The 16270-nt window shown below is 62.1% G+C and carries 17 protein-coding genes and 1 tRNA gene; 10 read left to right on the top strand and 8 right to left on the bottom strand.

All coding sequences use genetic code 11. The annotated features are described in order from the left end of the window. Positions 1 to 24: 24 nt before the first annotated feature. Entirely contained in the window at positions 25 to 687 is a 663-nt protein-coding gene (locus tag CUV01_RS11260; RefSeq protein ID WP_101460555.1) for an alpha/beta hydrolase, read from the bottom strand. 172 nt (positions 688 to 859) lie between these two features. Between CUV01_RS11260 and iscR the strand changes: the two genes are divergently transcribed. Together iscR and CUV01_RS11250 are read left to right on the top strand one after the other, a co-directional pair. Continuing rightward, on the top strand, positions 860 to 1318 hold the full coding sequence (gene iscR / locus CUV01_RS11255) for a Fe-S cluster assembly transcriptional regulator IscR (RefSeq protein WP_101460554.1): 459 nt from the start codon (positions 860 to 862) through the stop codon (positions 1316 to 1318). A 217-nt stretch (positions 1319 to 1535) separates the two neighbouring features. Beyond that, positions 1536 to 3263 (top strand): Pycsar system effector family protein, encoded by a 1728-nt coding sequence (locus CUV01_RS11250; protein WP_101460553.1) that lies wholly within the window; start codon positions 1536 to 1538, stop codon positions 3261 to 3263. 60 nt (positions 3264 to 3323) lie between these two features. On the opposite strand, the gene arsH is transcribed toward CUV01_RS11250, so the two are convergent. Genes arsH through CUV01_RS11235 form a run of 3 tightly spaced genes read right to left on the bottom strand, consistent with a single transcriptional unit; the run spans position 3324 to position 4930 of the window. After that, complete coding sequence (gene arsH / locus CUV01_RS11245; protein WP_101460552.1) at positions 3324 to 4040, bottom strand: arsenical resistance protein ArsH; 717 nt, start codon at positions 4038 to 4040, stop codon at positions 3324 to 3326. After that, positions 4040 to 4396: an ArsC/Spx/MgsR family protein gene (locus CUV01_RS11240; protein WP_101460551.1), complete on the bottom strand. Its 357-nt coding sequence runs from the start codon at positions 4394 to 4396 to the stop codon at positions 4040 to 4042. The genes arsH and CUV01_RS11240 overlap by 1 nt, the downstream gene beginning before the upstream one ends. A gap of 21 nt (positions 4397 to 4417) precedes the next feature. After that, entirely contained in the window at positions 4418 to 4930 is a 513-nt protein-coding gene (locus CUV01_RS11235) for an Lrp/AsnC family transcriptional regulator (RefSeq protein ID WP_101462037.1), read from the bottom strand. A gap of 102 nt (positions 4931 to 5032) precedes the next feature. Here CUV01_RS11235 and CUV01_RS11230 point away from each other — a divergent pair, with 102 nt between their 5' ends. From CUV01_RS11230 to CUV01_RS11210, 5 genes are read left to right on the top strand one after another with little or no spacing between them, the layout of a single operon-like run. After that, on the top strand, positions 5033 to 5362 hold the full coding sequence (locus CUV01_RS11230; RefSeq protein WP_101460550.1) for a DUF2849 domain-containing protein: 330 nt from the start codon (positions 5033 to 5035) through the stop codon (positions 5360 to 5362). Continuing rightward, positions 5355 to 7013, top strand: a complete 1659-nt coding sequence (locus tag CUV01_RS11225) for a nitrite/sulfite reductase (RefSeq protein WP_101460549.1) — start codon at positions 5355 to 5357, stop codon at positions 7011 to 7013. The genes CUV01_RS11230 and CUV01_RS11225 overlap by 8 nt, the downstream gene beginning before the upstream one ends. Further along, on the top strand, positions 7006 to 7737 hold the full coding sequence (locus CUV01_RS11220; protein WP_101460548.1) for a phosphoadenylyl-sulfate reductase: 732 nt from the start codon (positions 7006 to 7008) through the stop codon (positions 7735 to 7737). The genes CUV01_RS11225 and CUV01_RS11220 overlap by 8 nt, the downstream gene beginning before the upstream one ends. Beyond that, positions 7734 to 8105, top strand: a complete 372-nt coding sequence (locus CUV01_RS11215) for a DUF934 domain-containing protein (RefSeq protein ID WP_101460547.1) — start codon at positions 7734 to 7736, stop codon at positions 8103 to 8105. Before CUV01_RS11220 ends, CUV01_RS11215 begins: the two co-directional genes overlap by 4 nt. Before the next feature lie 54 nt (positions 8106 to 8159). Further along, entirely contained in the window at positions 8160 to 9005 is an 846-nt protein-coding gene (locus CUV01_RS11210; protein WP_101460546.1) for a ferredoxin--NADP reductase, read from the top strand. Between the two features lie 130 nt (positions 9006 to 9135). On the opposite strand, the gene CUV01_RS11205 is transcribed toward CUV01_RS11210, so the two are convergent. After that, entirely contained in the window at positions 9136 to 10350 is a 1215-nt protein-coding gene (locus CUV01_RS11205; RefSeq protein WP_101460545.1) for an acyl-CoA dehydrogenase, read from the bottom strand. 169 nt (positions 10351 to 10519) lie between these two features. Between CUV01_RS11205 and CUV01_RS11200 the strand changes: the two genes are divergently transcribed. Next, positions 10520 to 12811: an OmpA family protein gene (locus CUV01_RS11200; RefSeq protein WP_101460544.1), complete on the top strand. Its 2292-nt coding sequence runs from the start codon at positions 10520 to 10522 to the stop codon at positions 12809 to 12811. A gap of 120 nt (positions 12812 to 12931) precedes the next feature. Here CUV01_RS11200 and CUV01_RS11195 read toward each other — a convergent pair whose 3' ends face one another. From CUV01_RS11195 to rlmB, 3 genes are all read right to left on the bottom strand, one after another. Continuing rightward, on the bottom strand, positions 12932 to 13387 hold the full coding sequence (locus CUV01_RS11195; RefSeq protein WP_101462036.1) for a CoA-binding protein: 456 nt from the start codon (positions 13385 to 13387) through the stop codon (positions 12932 to 12934). Between the two features lie 198 nt (positions 13388 to 13585). Further along, on the bottom strand, positions 13586 to 14005 hold the full coding sequence (locus tag CUV01_RS11190; protein ID WP_232962197.1) for a YHS domain-containing (seleno)protein: 420 nt from the start codon (positions 14003 to 14005) through the stop codon (positions 13586 to 13588). Between the two features lie 90 nt (positions 14006 to 14095). Next, positions 14096 to 14899, bottom strand: a complete 804-nt coding sequence (gene rlmB / locus CUV01_RS11185; protein WP_101460543.1) for a 23S rRNA (guanosine(2251)-2'-O)-methyltransferase RlmB — start codon at positions 14897 to 14899, stop codon at positions 14096 to 14098. A 121-nt stretch (positions 14900 to 15020) separates the two neighbouring features. Here rlmB and CUV01_RS11180 point away from each other — a divergent pair. Further along, positions 15021 to 15104 (top strand) — tRNA-Tyr (locus CUV01_RS11180). A gap of 147 nt (positions 15105 to 15251) precedes the next feature. After that, on the top strand, positions 15252 to 16262 hold the full coding sequence (locus tag CUV01_RS11175; protein ID WP_422385837.1) for a hypothetical protein: 1011 nt from the start codon (positions 15252 to 15254) through the stop codon (positions 16260 to 16262). The last annotated feature ends 8 nt before the right edge of the window (positions 16263 to 16270 follow it).

Below are 16270 nucleotides of genomic sequence, written 5' to 3'. Positions count from 1 at the left end.
AAAACAGCGCCCCGGCCTGGCCGTTCATCGTGTGGTCTCGGTCAGTCGCCTGCGCACATAGGTCTGCACCAGATCGATCATCGGCTTCATATGCGCCTCGTCATCGCGGAAGAAGTGATCGGCGCCCTCGATTTCCTCGTGGGTCACGGTGATGCCCTTCTGCTCGCCCAGCTTGGAGACCAGCGTATGCGTATCCTTCGGCGGCGCCACCCGGTCGGCGGTGCCATTGACGATCAGCCCAGAGGACGGGCACGGCGCCAGAAAGCTGAAATCATAGACATTGGCCTGAGGGGCCACGCTGATGAAGCCCGTGATCTCTGGCCGGCGCATCAAAAGCTGCATCCCGATCCAGGCGCCAAAACTGAACCCGGCCACCCAGCAATGCTTGGAATTCGGGTTCATCGCCTGCAGGTAATCCAGCGCCGAGGCGGCGTCCGACAATTCGCCAATGCCCTGATCAAACTCGCCCTGTGACCGGCCAACCCCGCGGAAATTGAACCGCATGACGGTGAAGCCCATGTTATAAAACGCATAATGCAAATTATAGACAACGCGGTTATTCATCGTCCCGCCATATTGCGGATGCGGATGCAGCACGATGGCGATGGGCGCGTCGGGCTTTCCGGGCTGAGGGTGATAACGGCCTTCCAGTCGGCCTTCGGGGCCGGGAAAAATCAACTCGGGCATGGGCTTCCTTCGGGAACAGGGATTTCTTGACGCAAACGCGGTCGGGCTCTAGATCACAATATCTGGTGCGCAACTACACAAAGCGCAAGAACTGGCGCTTGCGGCATAGCGCAGCGTCGTATCACCCGTCAAGAAAACGCGGCCTTCGGCGAAAAAAGGGGAGAGGACCGGCATGAAGCTATCGACCAAGGGCCGCTATGCGATCATTGCGCTCACCGACCTGGCCATCGCCAAGCCGGATCAGCTGACCTCGTTGGCCGAGATTGCCGAACGGCAGGATATCTCGCTGGCCTATCTGGAACAGCTTTTCGTCCGCCTGCGCCGTGCCGGTCTGGTCGACAGCGTTCGCGGACCGGGCGGCGGATACAAACTGGGTCGCACCCCGGAGACGATCCGCGTTGCAGAAATTCTCGAGGCGGTGGATGAGACCGTCAGCGCCATGCATATCGGCGCGGGCGCCTCGGGCGGGATTTCGGGTTCTCGCGCGCAGACACTGTCGAACCGGCTGTGGGAAAGCCTGTCGGCGCATGTCTATGTGTTCCTGCACAACCATACACTTGCCGACGTCGCCAAGAACCAGCTTTTGCCTTGCCCCGCGCTGCCGCAGATCCTGAACGTCGTCGACGAATAGCCAGCCCACTCTTTTTATCCGCAGACCATCCCGACGCGCCGCTTGTGCCGGAGACGGCCCATCGCGGTTGCTTTGCGTTCGTTTTCTGGACCGTTCCCATAAATTCGCGGTATGCCGGGAATAATAACTGTGACGGTTCGTTGTCGGTTTGATGACACATGCCGAAGACGGCGCGAAATCCCCGCGATCCGCGCCGCAAGAGGATTGGACATAACAGATGGACAAGAAAAAGAACAAAGCCAAGGATCAGCAGCCCGGCGATGATTCCAGCGCAGAGGCAGTGCTTGATCCGACCGTGAGCACCGACACCGAAGATGCAACGGCGGATCAGGCTGGGCTGACGAAGAAAGAAAAGAAGAAAAAGAAGAAAAAGGCAAAGGACGAGCCCGAAGCCCTTGGCAGCAACAAGGCGGTCGAAACCATGTACCGCAACGCCTATCGGGCCGAGTTGGACACCATCGCGCTGGCCGCGACCAAGGCCAATATCATGATTTCGCTGAACGGCTTTATCATCTCTGCGCTGATGATCTCGGGTGCGTTCATCTTTGCCTCGTCACCCGCATTCCTGCTGCCGGCAGGGGTTTTCCTGTTCACAGCAGCGACCTCGATCGTCTTTGCGCTGATGGCCGCCTCGCCGGAACGCGCCGATTTGTTTGGCGCGATCAGGGGCTGGATGTGTGATTTCTGGCACCGCAGGGCCGGCTTTCGCGACCTCCGCGACCGCGTCTTGCAGGCGAGCAAGCCCGACCAGGGCGACAGCGTCAATCTGCTGATCTACGAGGATCGCGTGCGCCTGACCCGCGAAGAACATTGGGTGCGGATGCAGGAACTGATGCGCGACCGGGAACGCGTCTATTTCAACATGAGTGACCATCTTTATTGGCTGGGCACGGTGACCGACCGCAAGTTTCGCCTGTTGAACCTGTCCTATACCGCGTTCCGTTGGGGGCTGCTGGCGACATTGATCACCTTCGTCGGGCTGAAATTCTCGGTCGGGCTGATCGGCAGTGCTGATAACAACGGCAATCAGGTGCGGCTGCGCAGCTTGGGCATCGGCGAGTTCCAGGGGGTGTATGAACCCTCGGCGGTGCAGCAATTGCCCGACGGGCGCATCCTGGTGGTCGAGGACGAGCCCGACCGCGCCATCGCGCTGCTGAGCGTCGCCGAGGATGGCAGCCTGACCGAAGACCGTGCCACGGGCGTCAAGATGATGCGGGGTTTTGGCCGACAGTTGAACGATCTGGAAGGGCTGTCGATCGACGATCAGGACCGGATTTATGCCACGACCTCGCATTCCTTGACCAACAAGGGTGAACGCCGCCCCGAACGCGAGCAATTGCTGCGCTTTCGCGTGTCGGGCGGCAGTGTCGGCGAGGTGCGGAACTATGGCGATCTAAGGGCCGCGCTGTCAGAATCAGCGGTTATCAAGGATTCGTTGAAGGAAGTAACCGGCAAGGATATTGAATTCGACGATCTGAACATCGAGGGCCTGGCCTATCTGAGTGGCAGCGAACATCTTTATGTCGGGCTGCGTTCGCCTCTGGCAGAGGAAAGTTCGATCATCGTCGTGATCCGCAATCCGAACGAGGTTTTTGATAACGGCGCTGCCCCTGATTTCGCAGAGCCGATCCTGCTGGACCTGCAAGATGGCGGTATCCGCGCACTCAGCTATGACCCTGTTCTGCGCAGCTTTCTGATCGTGAACGAGATCGAGGGCTATGACGACAACCGTCATTCGCAGCTTTGGGCCTGGACCGGCAACCCCGAGGATCAGCCGGACCCGATTGCACTGCCCGACATCATCAACCTCAACAACGTGGAATCGATCGACTCGATCACCGTCGACGGCGAACCGCGGCTGCTGATCATGAGCGATGAGGGCAACGAAAAGAAGAACGAGCCCGCGCGTTACATGATGCTGGATTACGGGCAGATCCAGCCCTGACCGGCAGAACGTTCGACCAAAATCCGCGCGTCGCCCCGTATGGGGCGGCGCGCATTTCTGTCACATCTTTTGCCGGATGGTCTCGGCGCTATCTGCCATCCGCCGTTCCGAATAGCGATCCACCAGCTGCGCGCGATGCGGGCGGGTCAGGATGGCAAAGCGCATCAATTCTTCCATCACATCGACGATCCGCTCGTAATAATCTGATGCGCGCATCCGGCCGTGTTCGTCGAATTCCTGATAGGCGCGGGCGATCGACGATTGGTTTGGAATCGTCAGCATCCGCATCCAGCGGCCAAGAATACGCATATTGTTCAAGGCATTAAAGCTTTGGCTACCGCCATTGACCTGCATCAGCGCCAGCACACGCCCCTGCGTCGGTCGGACCGAACCGATGGATAGCGGGATATGGTCGATCTGTGATTTCATCAGACCTGACATCTGCCCGTGGGTTTCGGGCGTGGACCAGACCATGGCATCCGACCAGATGGCGTGTTCTCGCAACTCGGCGATGGCGGGGTGACCGTCGTCATGCTGGTCGGGAAAGGGCAGGTCAGAGGGATCGAAGATGCGGATCTCGGCCCCCATCTTGCGCAACAGACGCGCGCCCTCTTCGGCGGCGAAACGAGAGTAACTGTGGTCGCGCAGGCTGCCAAAAAGCAAGAGCACCCTGATCGGGTCATCAACCAATCCCATCCCCGCACCCGGATCGATGTTGAACCGCTGCGCCTCCAGCGCAGGCAGGTTATCAGGATCGGGAAGTTTGCGCAGCCGCATCAGTTACCCGTTCCCTCTGGCAGCAGATCGAACACCTTTTCCTTGGGTCGGCACAGCCATGCGCCCTTGGGCGTAAAGACCACCGGCCGTTCGACAAGCTTGGGTACATCTGCCAGCGTCGCCAGCAAGGCATCGCCATCCTGCGCCCTCACCTCGTCGGGCGCATCCTTGCTGCGCAACAGATCGCGCGCCTCAAGCCCCGACACCGCCAACAGATCGCGCAGTTCGGCCTGAGATGGTGGGTCCTTCTGGTAATCCCGCACGACCGGGTCCAGCCCCGCCTCGCGCAGCGCATTCAAGACAAAGCGCGAGGTCGAGCATCTTGGGTTGTGCCAGATGATATATCCGTCGGACATGGTCCCTCCGTTTCCCGAAACCTAGCCCGCTGCATCCGGGATGGGAAGCGCGGTCGAATGCTTGACCTCCTCCATCGACAACAGCGCGGTGACGTTGTGGATTTTTACCTCCGCGATCAGCGACTGGTAGAACCGGTCATAGGCGCGGGCGTTCCTTACCTGCACCTTCAGGATATAATCGATATCCCCAGCCAGCCGGTGCGCCTCGATCACTTCGGGGCGCTCGCGCAGCGCCTTGAGGAACCGCGCGGCCCAGTCCTTGTCATGCTCGGCGGTGCGGACCAGCACGAAAAAGCACGCCTCCAGCCCCAGGGCTTCGGGGTCCAGAATCGCCACCTGACGACGGATCACGCCGCCCTCGCGCAGCTTGCGGATTCGGTTCCAGACCGGGGTCTTGGAGGCCCCGACCCGGTCCGCAATCTGGTCCAGCGACAGGCTGGCATCCTCTTGCAGCAGGGACAGGATTTTGCGATCCACCTCGTCCAACCGGACAGGCGTTTGTGCAGCTGCGGCATTGCCGGGATTGTGTTCCACCACTTTTACCTCAAAGACCGTTTTGTCCTTATTTCCCAGACCCACCTGCCAAAATCCAGAACAAAATTCTATATTGAGCACATCCACCGAAAGGGCAGACAGATGAGCAAAGCCTTCACTCCGACCGCCGCCAAGCCCGGCGTCATCACCGCAAATGACCTGCGCGAAGGTCATAACGTGTGGATGTGCGAAGATGGCTGGACCGGTGATCCTGCCCTGGCAACCGTGTTCGAGGATGAGGCAATCGCCGAACTGGCCATGCTGAAAGCCATCGGTCAGGCCAATATCGTCGTCGGCCCCTATCTGGTCGAGGCACGGCGCGGACCCAACGGCCCCGAGCCCACCCATTTCCGCGAGGCGTTCCGCCAGCGCGGCCCCTCGAATTATTTCCACGGCATCCAGGCCGGCAAGAAAGAGGCTAGCCATGTTTGACGCCCGCCCCATTGATACCGACTATGTCCGCCACCGCTCGGCCCAGTTTCGGGCACAGGTGGCGCGTCGTCTGGACGGATCGCTGACCGAGGAAGAATTCCGTCCGCTGCGCCTGATGAACGGCGTGTATCTGCAATTGCACGCCTATATGCTGCGCGTGGCGATTCCCTACGGCACGATCAGCCCCGATCAGATGCGCACGCTGGCCCTGCTGGCCCAGAAATGGGACAAGGGCTACGGCCATTTCACCACCCGCCAGAACATCCAGTACAATTGGCCCAAGCTGGTCGATATCCCCGATATGCTGGACGCACTGGCCGCTGTCGGGATGCATGCCATCCAGACCTCGGGCAACACCATCCGCAACACCACGACCGACGTGTTCGCAGGCGCCGCCGCGGATGAGTTGCTGGACCCCCGTCCCTACGCCGAGCTGATCCGCAAATGGTCGACCGATCACGCGGAATACCAGTTCCTGCCGCGCAAGTTCAAAATCGCGATTTCCGCAGGCAAGCGCGACCGCGCGCTGGTCACGGCGCATGACATCGGCCTGCGCATGGTCGAACAGGACGGCCAGCTGGGCTTTCAGGTCTATGTCGGTGGCGGCCTTGGGCGCACTCCGATGCTGGGCGTGGTCATCCGTGACTTTCTGCCGGAAGACGATCTGCTGCCCTATCTGGAGGCGATCATCGCCACCTACAATCTGTCGGGTCGCCGCGACAACAAATACAAGGCCCGCATCAAGATCACCGTGGCCGAACGCGGCATCGACGTGTTCCGCGCCGAGACCGAGGATGAATTCCAGCGCCGTCGCGCACAGTTCAGCGGTGTCGATCAGGAAGAGCTGGACCGGTTCCGCGCACGCTTTGTCGCGCCGACGTTCCGCAATGCGCCGACCGACGTCTACGACGCCGCACTTGCCGCCCGCCCGGCCTTCCGCAGCTGGACCGACACCAACCTGCACCCGCACCGCGCGCCCGGCTATACCAGCGTGACCGTGACGCTGAAGGCACCCGGCCAGACGCCCGGCGATGCCTCGGCCGAACAGATGCGCCTGCTGGCCGATCTGGCTGAACAATACGGCCACGGCGATCTGCGCATCAGCCATGACCAGAACATCGTGCTGCCGCATGTGCATAAGTCGGACCTGCCGGCGCTCTATGACGCGCTGCTGCCTGTCGGGCTGGCCACCGCCAATGCCGGCAAGACCAGTGATATCATTGCCTGCCCCGGCATGGATTACTGCACGCTGGCGACCGCACGCTCGATCCCGATCGCGCAGGACATTGCCGATCACTTCCGTGCCGAGGGGCTGGAGGACGAGATCGGCCAGATGAAGATCCGCATCTCGGGCTGCATCAACGCCTGCGGCCATCACCACCTGGGCCATATCGGCATCCTGGGCCTGGACCGCGCCGGCGCCGAGAACTACCAGATCACGCTTGGCGGCGACGGCTTCGACGTCCCGGCCATTGGCCAGCGCGCCGGCGCCGGCTTCCCCGCAGAAGAGGTCGTGCCCGCCATCGACCGCGTGATGCGCGCCTATCTGGACCTGCGCGAAGACGAGCATGAGCCGTTCATCGATGCGTACCGCCGCCTTGGCGTGGCGCCGTTCAAAGCCGCGCTGTACCCGGAGACGGTCAATGCTTGATGGCACATTGGACAGCCGCGCAGCGCGGCTGAACGATCGGTATCGGCATCACGCCGCGACCGAGGTTCTGCGCCGCGCCGTGGGCGACCCCGACCTGGGGCGCGTATCGCTCGTGTCATCGTTCGGTGCGGAATCGGTGGTTTTGCTGCATATGGTCAGCGTCGTGGCGCCCGGCCTGCCGGTGCTGTTCATCGACACGCAGATGCTGTTTCCCGAAACGCTGGACTACCAGCGCGAGGTGGCGGCCAAACTGGGCCTGACCAATGTGCAGATGATCGGCGCGACCGACGCCGAAATCGCCAGCAAGGACCCCGATGGCACATTGCATCAGTTCAACACCGATGCCTGCTGCGACTTTCGCAAGACCGTGCCGCTAGAGCGCGCACTGTCGGGCTATGACGCATGGATCACCGGGCGCAAACGCTTTCAGGGCGGTCAGCGGACCGAGTTGGAGTTCTTTGAACCCGAAGAGCCCTCGCGCCTGCGCATCAACCCGCTGGCCCATTGGCGCAGCGAGGATGTGCAGGAATACATGGCCGAAAACAATCTGCCCCGGCACCCGCTGGTCGCCAAGGGCTATCCCTCGATCGGCTGCGCGCCCTGCACCTCGCCGGTGAAACCGGGCGAGGACCCGCGCGCCGGGCGCTGGCGCGGCAGCGCCAAGACCGAATGCGGCATCCACTTCATTGGCGGGCGCATGGTCCGCGGAAAGGTTCCGGCATGAGCGACGTGATCATCGTCCGCGACGACGGCTTTCACCCCGCCGGCAACGCACCCGAGGTGCTGCTGGCCCCCGATACCGACCCCGAACAACTGGTCGATCACCTGCATCGCGGGCTGGTCGCCATCGACTTCCCCGCCATGACCGATGGTCGCGGCTTTTCGCTGGCACGCCGCCTGCGCGCGCTTGGCTACACAGGCCAGTTGCGCGCGACCGGCAAGCTGATCGCCGATCAATATGCCATGGCCCGCCGCGTGGGCTTTGACGAGGTCGAGATCCCCGCCGAACTGGCCGCCCGCCAACCACAAGAGCAATGGCTTGCCCGCGCCGACTGGCAGGACTGGAACCATCGCGACAGTCTGGCGGGCTGAGGCGGGGCTTTTACCCACCGCCCGCATGCCATAGAGACATGAGAAAGACAGAATATGACGCTGGACCTTACCGTGAACGACGCCACCGCCGCCGATAAACCCGCAAAACTGCTGCCCGATGCACAGACCGTGACGGCCGTGAAGCACTGGAACGACAAGCTGTTCTCGTTCCGGGTCACGCGCCCGGCCAGCCTGCGCTTTCGTTCGGGCGAGTTCGTGATGATCGGTCTGTTGGGCGATAACGGCAAGCCGCTGTTGCGGGCCTATTCCATCGCCTCGCCCAATTGGGATGACGAATTGGAATTCTATTCCATCAAGGTCCAGGACGGCCCGCTGACCTCGAAACTGCAACATATCCAGCCGGGCGACGAGATCATCCTGCGCCCCAAACCCGTGGGCACGCTCGTCCTTGACGCGCTGCTGCCTGGCAAGCGCCTGTGGTTCCTGGCCACGGGCACCGGCATTGCACCTTTCGCCAGCCTGATGCGCGATCCCGAAACCTACGAGCGCTACGAACAGGTCGTGATGATGCATACCTGCCGTAACGCGGATGAGCTGAACTACGGTCGTGAACTGGTCGAAAACCTGAAAAACGATCCGCTGCTGGGCGAAATCTACGGCGAGGAATTCGCCTCGCGCCTGCTCTATTATCCCACGACGACGCGTGAAAATTCGCCGCTGATGGGCCGCATCACCGATAACATGACCTCAGGCAAGGTCTTCGAGGACCTGAATCTGCCACCGATGTCGGTCGAAAACGACCGCGCCATGATCTGCGGCAGCCTCGCCTTCAACGTCGATGTAAAAGCCGTGCTGGAAGGCTTCGGCCTAGAAGAAGGCGCCAATTCCGACCCCAAGCAATTCGTCGTCGAAAAGGCTTTCGTCGGCGACGGCGTCTAAGGGCCGCTCGCACTCGAACATCACACCAGACGATCAAAGGCTGCGCCAGGGCGTGGCCTTTCTTCTTCATGAAAATATCCCGCGGGGGGTCCGGGGGGCGCAAAGCCCCCCGGCTGTCGCGGGACGCATATCAAAAGAACGCCTGCAATCCAGTGATCGCACGTCCAAGGATCAGCGCATGAACATCATGCGTGCCCTCATAGGTGTTCACGGTTTCCAGGTTCGCCATATGGCGCATCACCTGATATTCCTCGGAAATACCGTTGCCGCCATGCATGTCACGCGCCCATCGCGCGATCTCCAGCGCCTTGCCGCAGTTGTTGCGCTTGACCACCGAGATCATCTCGGGCGCCGCCCTGGCCTCGTCCAGCAGCCGCCCGACCCGCAGCGACCCCTGCAGTCCTAGCGCAATTTCGGTCAGCATATTTGCAAGCTTCAACTGATGCAGCTGGGTCTGCGCCAAAGGCTTACCAAATTGCTGACGATCCAGCCCGTATTGCCGCGCGGCATGCAGACAGAATTCGGCCGCACCCATAACACCCCAGGAAATGCCATAGCGCGCCCGGTTCAGACAGCCAAACGGCCCCTTCAGACCCTCGACATTGGGCAGCAGTGCGTCTTCGCCGACCTCGACGCCGTCCATCACGATCTCGCCGGTGATGCTGGCGCGCAAGGACAGCTTGCCACCGATCTTGGGCGCAGAAAGACCCTTTGTACCCTTGTCCAGAACGAAGCCGCGGATCTTGCCGCCATGCGCCTCGGATTTTGCCCAGACGACAAACACATCCGCGATCGGCGCGTTGGATATCCACATCTTGGCGCCATTCAGCACATAGCCGTTCGCCGTCTTCTTCGCGACCGTCTTCATCCCGCCCGGATCAGATCCCGCATCCGGCTCGGTCAGGCCAAAGCAGCCGATCCACTCACCCGATGCCAGCTTTGGCAGATATTTCTGCCGCTGCTCTTCCGAGCCATAGGCATAGATCGGATACATCACCAGCGAGCTTTGCACCGACATCATGCTGCGATAGCCGCTATCCACGCGCTCGACCTCGCGTGCAATCAGGCCATAGCTGACATAGCCCGCACCCAATCCGCCATATTCCTCGGGCACCGTCACCCCCAGCAGCCCCATATCGCCCATCTCGCGGAAAATCGCCGGATCGCTGGTCTCGTCGCGATAGGCAGCAATGACGCGCGGCTGCAGCTTGTCCTGGGCATAGGCACGCGCGGCGTCGCGCAGCATCCGCTCGTCCTCGCTCAGTTGATCCTCCAGCCTGAACGGGTCCTCCCAATCAAACGAACCCAAATCCGGTGCATCTTTCGGCTTCAGCGTTGTGGCCATCGTCGTCTCCTGATCCTACCCTTGATCTCTGGGATAAGACGCCGCCGGCGCGCTGGCAATCCCGACGCTCACGTCCGGGTCACGCGCTTGTTTGGAACCGTCTGGTCCTTGACCTGTTATCTAGGCAGCACCGGACTATGCCGACCACAGGGAAAAAAAGGGAGCGCCCATGCGCCGGATCATTCACAACACAACCGCCATCGCAGCAGGCCTTGCACTGCTCTTGCCGCAGGTTGCCGCCGCCGAAATGCGGATCAGCGACGACATCGCCAATGCAGAGGCCCAGCCCCGCGCCGAGGCCATGCCATTTCTTGCCGGTGTCCTGCAGGCCGAAATGGATGCCGGCCTGACGGTCGACGGTCTGGTTTGCCTGAATGGCGATGCGCGTCCCTGCGCGGACGACGTGCCTCTGGCGACGCCCGAAGGTGTGGTCGTCGAGGTCGCCGAAAGCGATGCGATCGTTCTGGCGCCAGTGAACCAGCAGGTGAACCGCGCGGACGCAGACGGAAACGTCATCCCACGCGACGCGGCGCAAGCAGCCGAGGCCGCGCCCACAGAGGAAGAGGCCGTAGCCGAGCTTGAGACCGCACTTGCCGGGGACGACGCGAATGCGGAAGCAGAGAGTGTCGCCGAGGCGGCGCCCGAAACCGCCGAGGCAGAGCCTGAAATGGCCGAGGCCGAAGTGACGGCAGAAGCCGAAGAGCCGGCGACCGCACTTGATCAGGCCGCAGCAGAGGCGCAGCAAGACCTTGGCGCAGCGGCCGAGCCTGCAGAGGCAGAGGCCACCGCCGAAGCAGACATTCAAGAACCCGAAGCAGAAGCCGAGACCACCGCCGAAGCAGACGTTCAAGAACCCGAGGCAGAGGCAGAGGCAGAGGCAGAGACCAACGCCGAGGCAGACGTGCAAGAACCCGAAGCAGAAGCCGAGGCACAGGTCGAAACGGCCACGGAAGCTGACACCGCTGACGAGGACGCACTGGCAGAGGCTCTGGCCAACGCTCAGGAACCCGCCGCAGAACCCGAGCAGGCGGAGGCCGAAACCGCCGGTGGCTTGACCATGGCGAACGGCGAAACGGCGCGTGAGCGGATCTCGGAAATGCCGGGTCTGGCATCTGTGCTGCGTCAGGAACTGGATGCAGGGCTGACCCATGACCAGTTGATCTGTCAGACCGGCGAAGCCGCCCCTTGCGCCCAAGGCGTCGCATTGATGACACCGCGCGGTGTCGGGGTGATCGTCAACGACAATGACAGCGTCGCACTGTTGCCGAGTGGTCGTCAGATCAACCGGGTCAACGCCAATGGCGAGATCCTGCCTCGCGCACCCGAAGAGGATACGGTCGAAACCGCCGCCTCCAAGGAAGCCGCCGAAGAGGCTGAGGCCCCGGTTGCAACCGCCCTCGACGCCGCAGATGGCGCAGGCGAGACGGTCGACGAACAAGAGATCACCGAGGCCAACAGCCGCAGCTCGGCCGATGATTTCGAGGCCAGCCTTCGCGGCGCGCTGGAACAGGCAGGTCAGCTGACCGGCGCGACCAACGATCAGCAACAGGCGAATGCCGCGGCCGATGACGGCGGCGATAACGACCTTGCCAAGGCGTTGATCCTTGGTCTGGGTGCGGTGGCCGTGGGCCAGATGCTGAACAACAACCGTCAGGTCGCGCTCAGCACGGATGACCGGGTGGTTGTCACCCGCGCCGATGGCAGCCAGGAGGTCATCAAGGATGAGGTCGCCCTGCTGCGCCAACCGGGCAGCACCGTCACGACCGAGAACTTCGATGACGGCAGCTCGCGGACCATTGTCACACGCGAAGATGGCAGCAAGGTTGTCACCATCCGCGATGCCGACTTGCGTGTCCTTCGCCGCACGCTGATCTCGACCGATGGCACCTCGACCATGCTGATCGACGACACCGCCGATGTGCGCCCCGTCGATGTGGCCAGCCTGCCCGCACCGGCAGAGGCACAGACCAGCGATGGCGCAATGTCCGAGGACGAATTGCGGGCCGCCCTGCAGCGCGAGTCCGTGATCGACCGTCGCTTTACCCTGGGTCAGGTGCGCAATATCCCCGAGGTGCGCGCATTGGTGGCGCCGGTCAATATCGACGCGATCACCTTTGACACCGGCTCGGCGGCAATCAACCCCGATCAGGCGCGTCAACTGTCGGGCCTTGGCAGCGTTATCCAGGATGCCATCGCCAATAACCCACGTGAGATCTTCATGATCGAGGGTCACACCGACACGGTGGGCGCGGATGCGATGAACCTGGCACTGTCAGACCGCCGCGCGGAATCCGTAGCACTGGCGCTGACCGAGTATTTCGACGTCCCGCCGGAAAACATGGTCGTACAAGGCTATGGCGAGCAGTTCCTCAAGGTGCGCTCAGAGGGCGATATCCGCGACAACCGTCGCGCGTCCGTCCGCCGCATCACAGATCTGCTGCAGACCGCGCAGGCCAATTGAGCCAGCAGACGCCCTCGCCACCGCGAGGGCGTCACAGAACAGCAAAAGGCCGCAGCGGATGCTGCGGCCTTTTTCATTTCAGTTAAGCGGGTTTTCAGGACTCGATGGCCCTGATCAATACTACAGAAAGCGCGGAAACTCGATCTTGGGGCAGCGGTCCTGAATAACAGTGATCCCGCGACCCCGGGCCAAGGCCGCAGCCTCGTCATCGCGCACATCCAACTGCGTCCAGATCACCCGCAGGTCAGACAATTTTGCGACCGCCTCGTCAACGATCGACCGCACCGCCTCAGAGCGGCGAAAGATGTCGACCATTTCCACACCGGCATCCGCCGGGATCGAGGACAGGTCAGCATATACCAGTTCGTCCAGAATTGACTTGCCCGCATGGCCAGGATTGACGGGAATCACCCGAATACCCTGCGATTGCAAATACCGAGCCACTCCCCAGCTGGGACGGTCCTGATTTGGCGACAGGCCAACCATGGCGACCACGTTGATCTCACGAGCAATTCCGGCAATCTGACGATCGACCAATTCGTCGTCGTCGATTCTTTCGGCCAGGTTTGATGGCATGACATACCTCATCCAAAGGTTGCAGACCGTACCCTCGCATAGAAAAGGCGCCCGGTCCAGAAGTCTGGCCGGGCGCAAGTCGCGGAACGAGGGACAGTGATCCGAACATGACCGTTCCGGGGTCATGTTCTATAAGGATAAATGGTTAGCCGACCCCGAAAGTTCCAGACTTTTCGCAGAATCGTGATCCAACAAATATTAGCGCGACGCCCAGACTTTGCGGGCCTCCATCAGGATCGCCCGGGGATCTTGCATAAAGCGGCGCTGGTCGCTGCCATTGCGCAGCAAATAGACCCGGTTGCCCACGATCACGAAATGCCGCGGGTCGCCGGCCTCGCGCCGACCATGGGCCATCGCGACCGGGCAAAACCCACCTAGACCCGGTGAAAAGCTGCGCGGATCAGCCTCGAACCGGGCGCGGTTCTCGACGGTCGCGAAATGCCAGACCATCCCTTTCCAGGTGGTCGAGATGTCATTGCGCCCCGGCACCGCGCGTCCCTCGGCCTGATAGCCGACCGGATCAAAGCCACCCAGCGCCCAATCCTGCGCAACGGCCGCTGATGCGATCGGCGACAGCGGCGACAAGAGAATGACGAGGGCGGCGATAAGGGATTTCATGGCACGTACTGAATTGCGGAACCTTGCAAATCTGGCAGTGTCGACGATGATTCTCAATGCGCTCGCGCAGTTTGTCGCGCTGATGTGACCTTAGCGACGCGTTGCAGCGTACAAGGCGACGGCGGCTGCGTTGGACACATTCAGTGACCCGAAATCAGCGGCAAAGGGAATGCGGACAACGTGATCGCACAAATCCATCGTGCGGCTGCGCATCCCCGGCCCCTCGGCGCCCAGCACCAGACAGATCGCCCGGCCCGGCAGATCGTCCAGCAGCCTGGGCAGCGGCTCGTCGCCGGTGCCATCCAGACCGACGGTGATGAACCCCATCTCTTTCAACGAGATCAGCGCCTCGGCCAGATTGGGCACCCTGAGATAGGGCTGCCGCTCAAGCGCGCCCGATGCAGCCTTGGCCAGCGCGCCTGTCTCGGGCGCGGAATGGCGCGCGGGGGCGATGACCGCGCGTGCGCCAAACACCTCGGCCGAACGCAGGATCGCACCGATATTATGCGGATCGGTCACCCGGTCCAGCGCCAGAACCAGCGGACGGGTTTCGCCCGGTGCCTCGCGCAGTGCCGCCTCGCTCAGGCTGCCCCATTTCAGTTGCTTGACCTCAAGTGCGGTGCCCTGATGCACGCTTTCGCCGGCCAGCGGAACGGTCTTGTCGAAAACGCGCGGGTCGGTGATTTCCGGCTCCAGCCCGCCGGTATCGCCCAGACGATCCAGCGCATTCCGCGTCACCACCAACCGCAGCTTTTCCCGCACTGGATTGGCCAGAGCGTCACGAACGGCATGCAGCCCGAACAACCAGACAGTCTCTGCCGCCGAGGCGCGTTTCGCGCGCTCCTTGTCTATCACCCAGGTGGGCTTTTTCGATTTTCCGGGCTTTTCGGCCATCGGTTTTCCCCTGCTTGCCTCCCCCTCATGGCGCACAAGCCTTACTATGCGCAAGCCCCGGATATCCGCTTGACGCCCCTTGGAACGCCCGCTAATCACCCCACACGCCGAGGCGTTCGGCGGGCGACGTGCTGCAAGGTGCGGCAGCGGACTGTAACTCCGCCGGGGAGACCCACGCCTGGTTCGATTCCAGGGTCGCCCACCATTTCACCCCAGATTGCCTTGCCCCGCTTGGGCCATCCGCGTTGACGGCAAAGGCTTGCTGGCCTATCGCTGTCGCCGAACCGGTGCCGTTGCGCCCTGATCGGCATCGCCGCCTGTTACCGGGCCACAAAGACGCGAAGGGCCAACTATGATGCAAGCGCCCCGAAAAACAGCTCAGGCTTTCAACATTCTGATTGTTGCGCAGGATGGGCGGCTTGCTCATCAGGCGCTGATCTTTGCTGCCAGCCTGCGCGCGCAATCGCCCGGCTTTCAGGGCCGCCTGATCGTGGCAGAGCCACAGCCCCAGGCAGCCTGGGCTGGCCGTTCGACCCGGCTTGACGCGGACCACCGCACCCTGCTGACAGAGATGGGCGCCGAGACCACACCCTTTACCGCGCAGCATTTCGGCGCGTCTTACCCTTATGGCAACAAGATCGAGGCGCTTTCGGCCCTGCCCGAAAACGAGCCGTTCATCTTTTTCGACACAGACACCGTGATTCTTGATGAACTGGCGGATTTGCCGCTGGATTTCAGCCGTCCATCCGCCTCGATGCGCCGCGAGGGAACTTGGCCGCAGCCCCCGATCTACGGGCCCGGTTATGCGGGCATCTGGCGGTCGATGTATGATCGCTTTGGGCTGGACTATGAAAACACACTGGATCTGACGCAGCCTGACGAGCATTGGGAACGCTATCTCTATTTCAATGCCGGCTGGTTTTTCGGCGCCGATCCGGTGGAATTTCGGCGCCGCTTTCTGGAATGGGCGCTGGCCGTTCGGGACGCGCCTCAGGATGAACTGGCCAATCAGGTGCTGGACCCGTGGCTGGATCAGGCTGTCTTGCCCTTGGTCATCCATTCCTTTGGCGGCACCCGACCGGGTCCGGAGCTGGATGGATTGGACGGTGAAACCACTTGCCATTACCGCAATCTGCCTCTGCTCTATGCGCGCGAATCCGACCGCGCGATCGAGGTCACAGAGGCCGTGACCGCCCCCAACCGGATCAAGCGCGTCCTGCGCGACTGGCAGCCCGCGCGCAAGCTGATCTATCAGGGCAAGGGGCGCGAAAAGATCCGACCGCTTTTCGACGGCCAAGCCCCATCGCGCCAGGAACGCCCGATCCGGCAATTGCTGAAAGACAAGGGCTGGTGGCTGACCTGACGGGACCT

Source organism: Paracoccus tegillarcae, from assembly GCF_002847305.1.
Taxonomy (GTDB): domain Bacteria; phylum Pseudomonadota; class Alphaproteobacteria; order Rhodobacterales; family Rhodobacteraceae; genus Paracoccus; species Paracoccus tegillarcae.
This window is presented reverse-complemented; position numbering and strand designations above follow the sequence as displayed.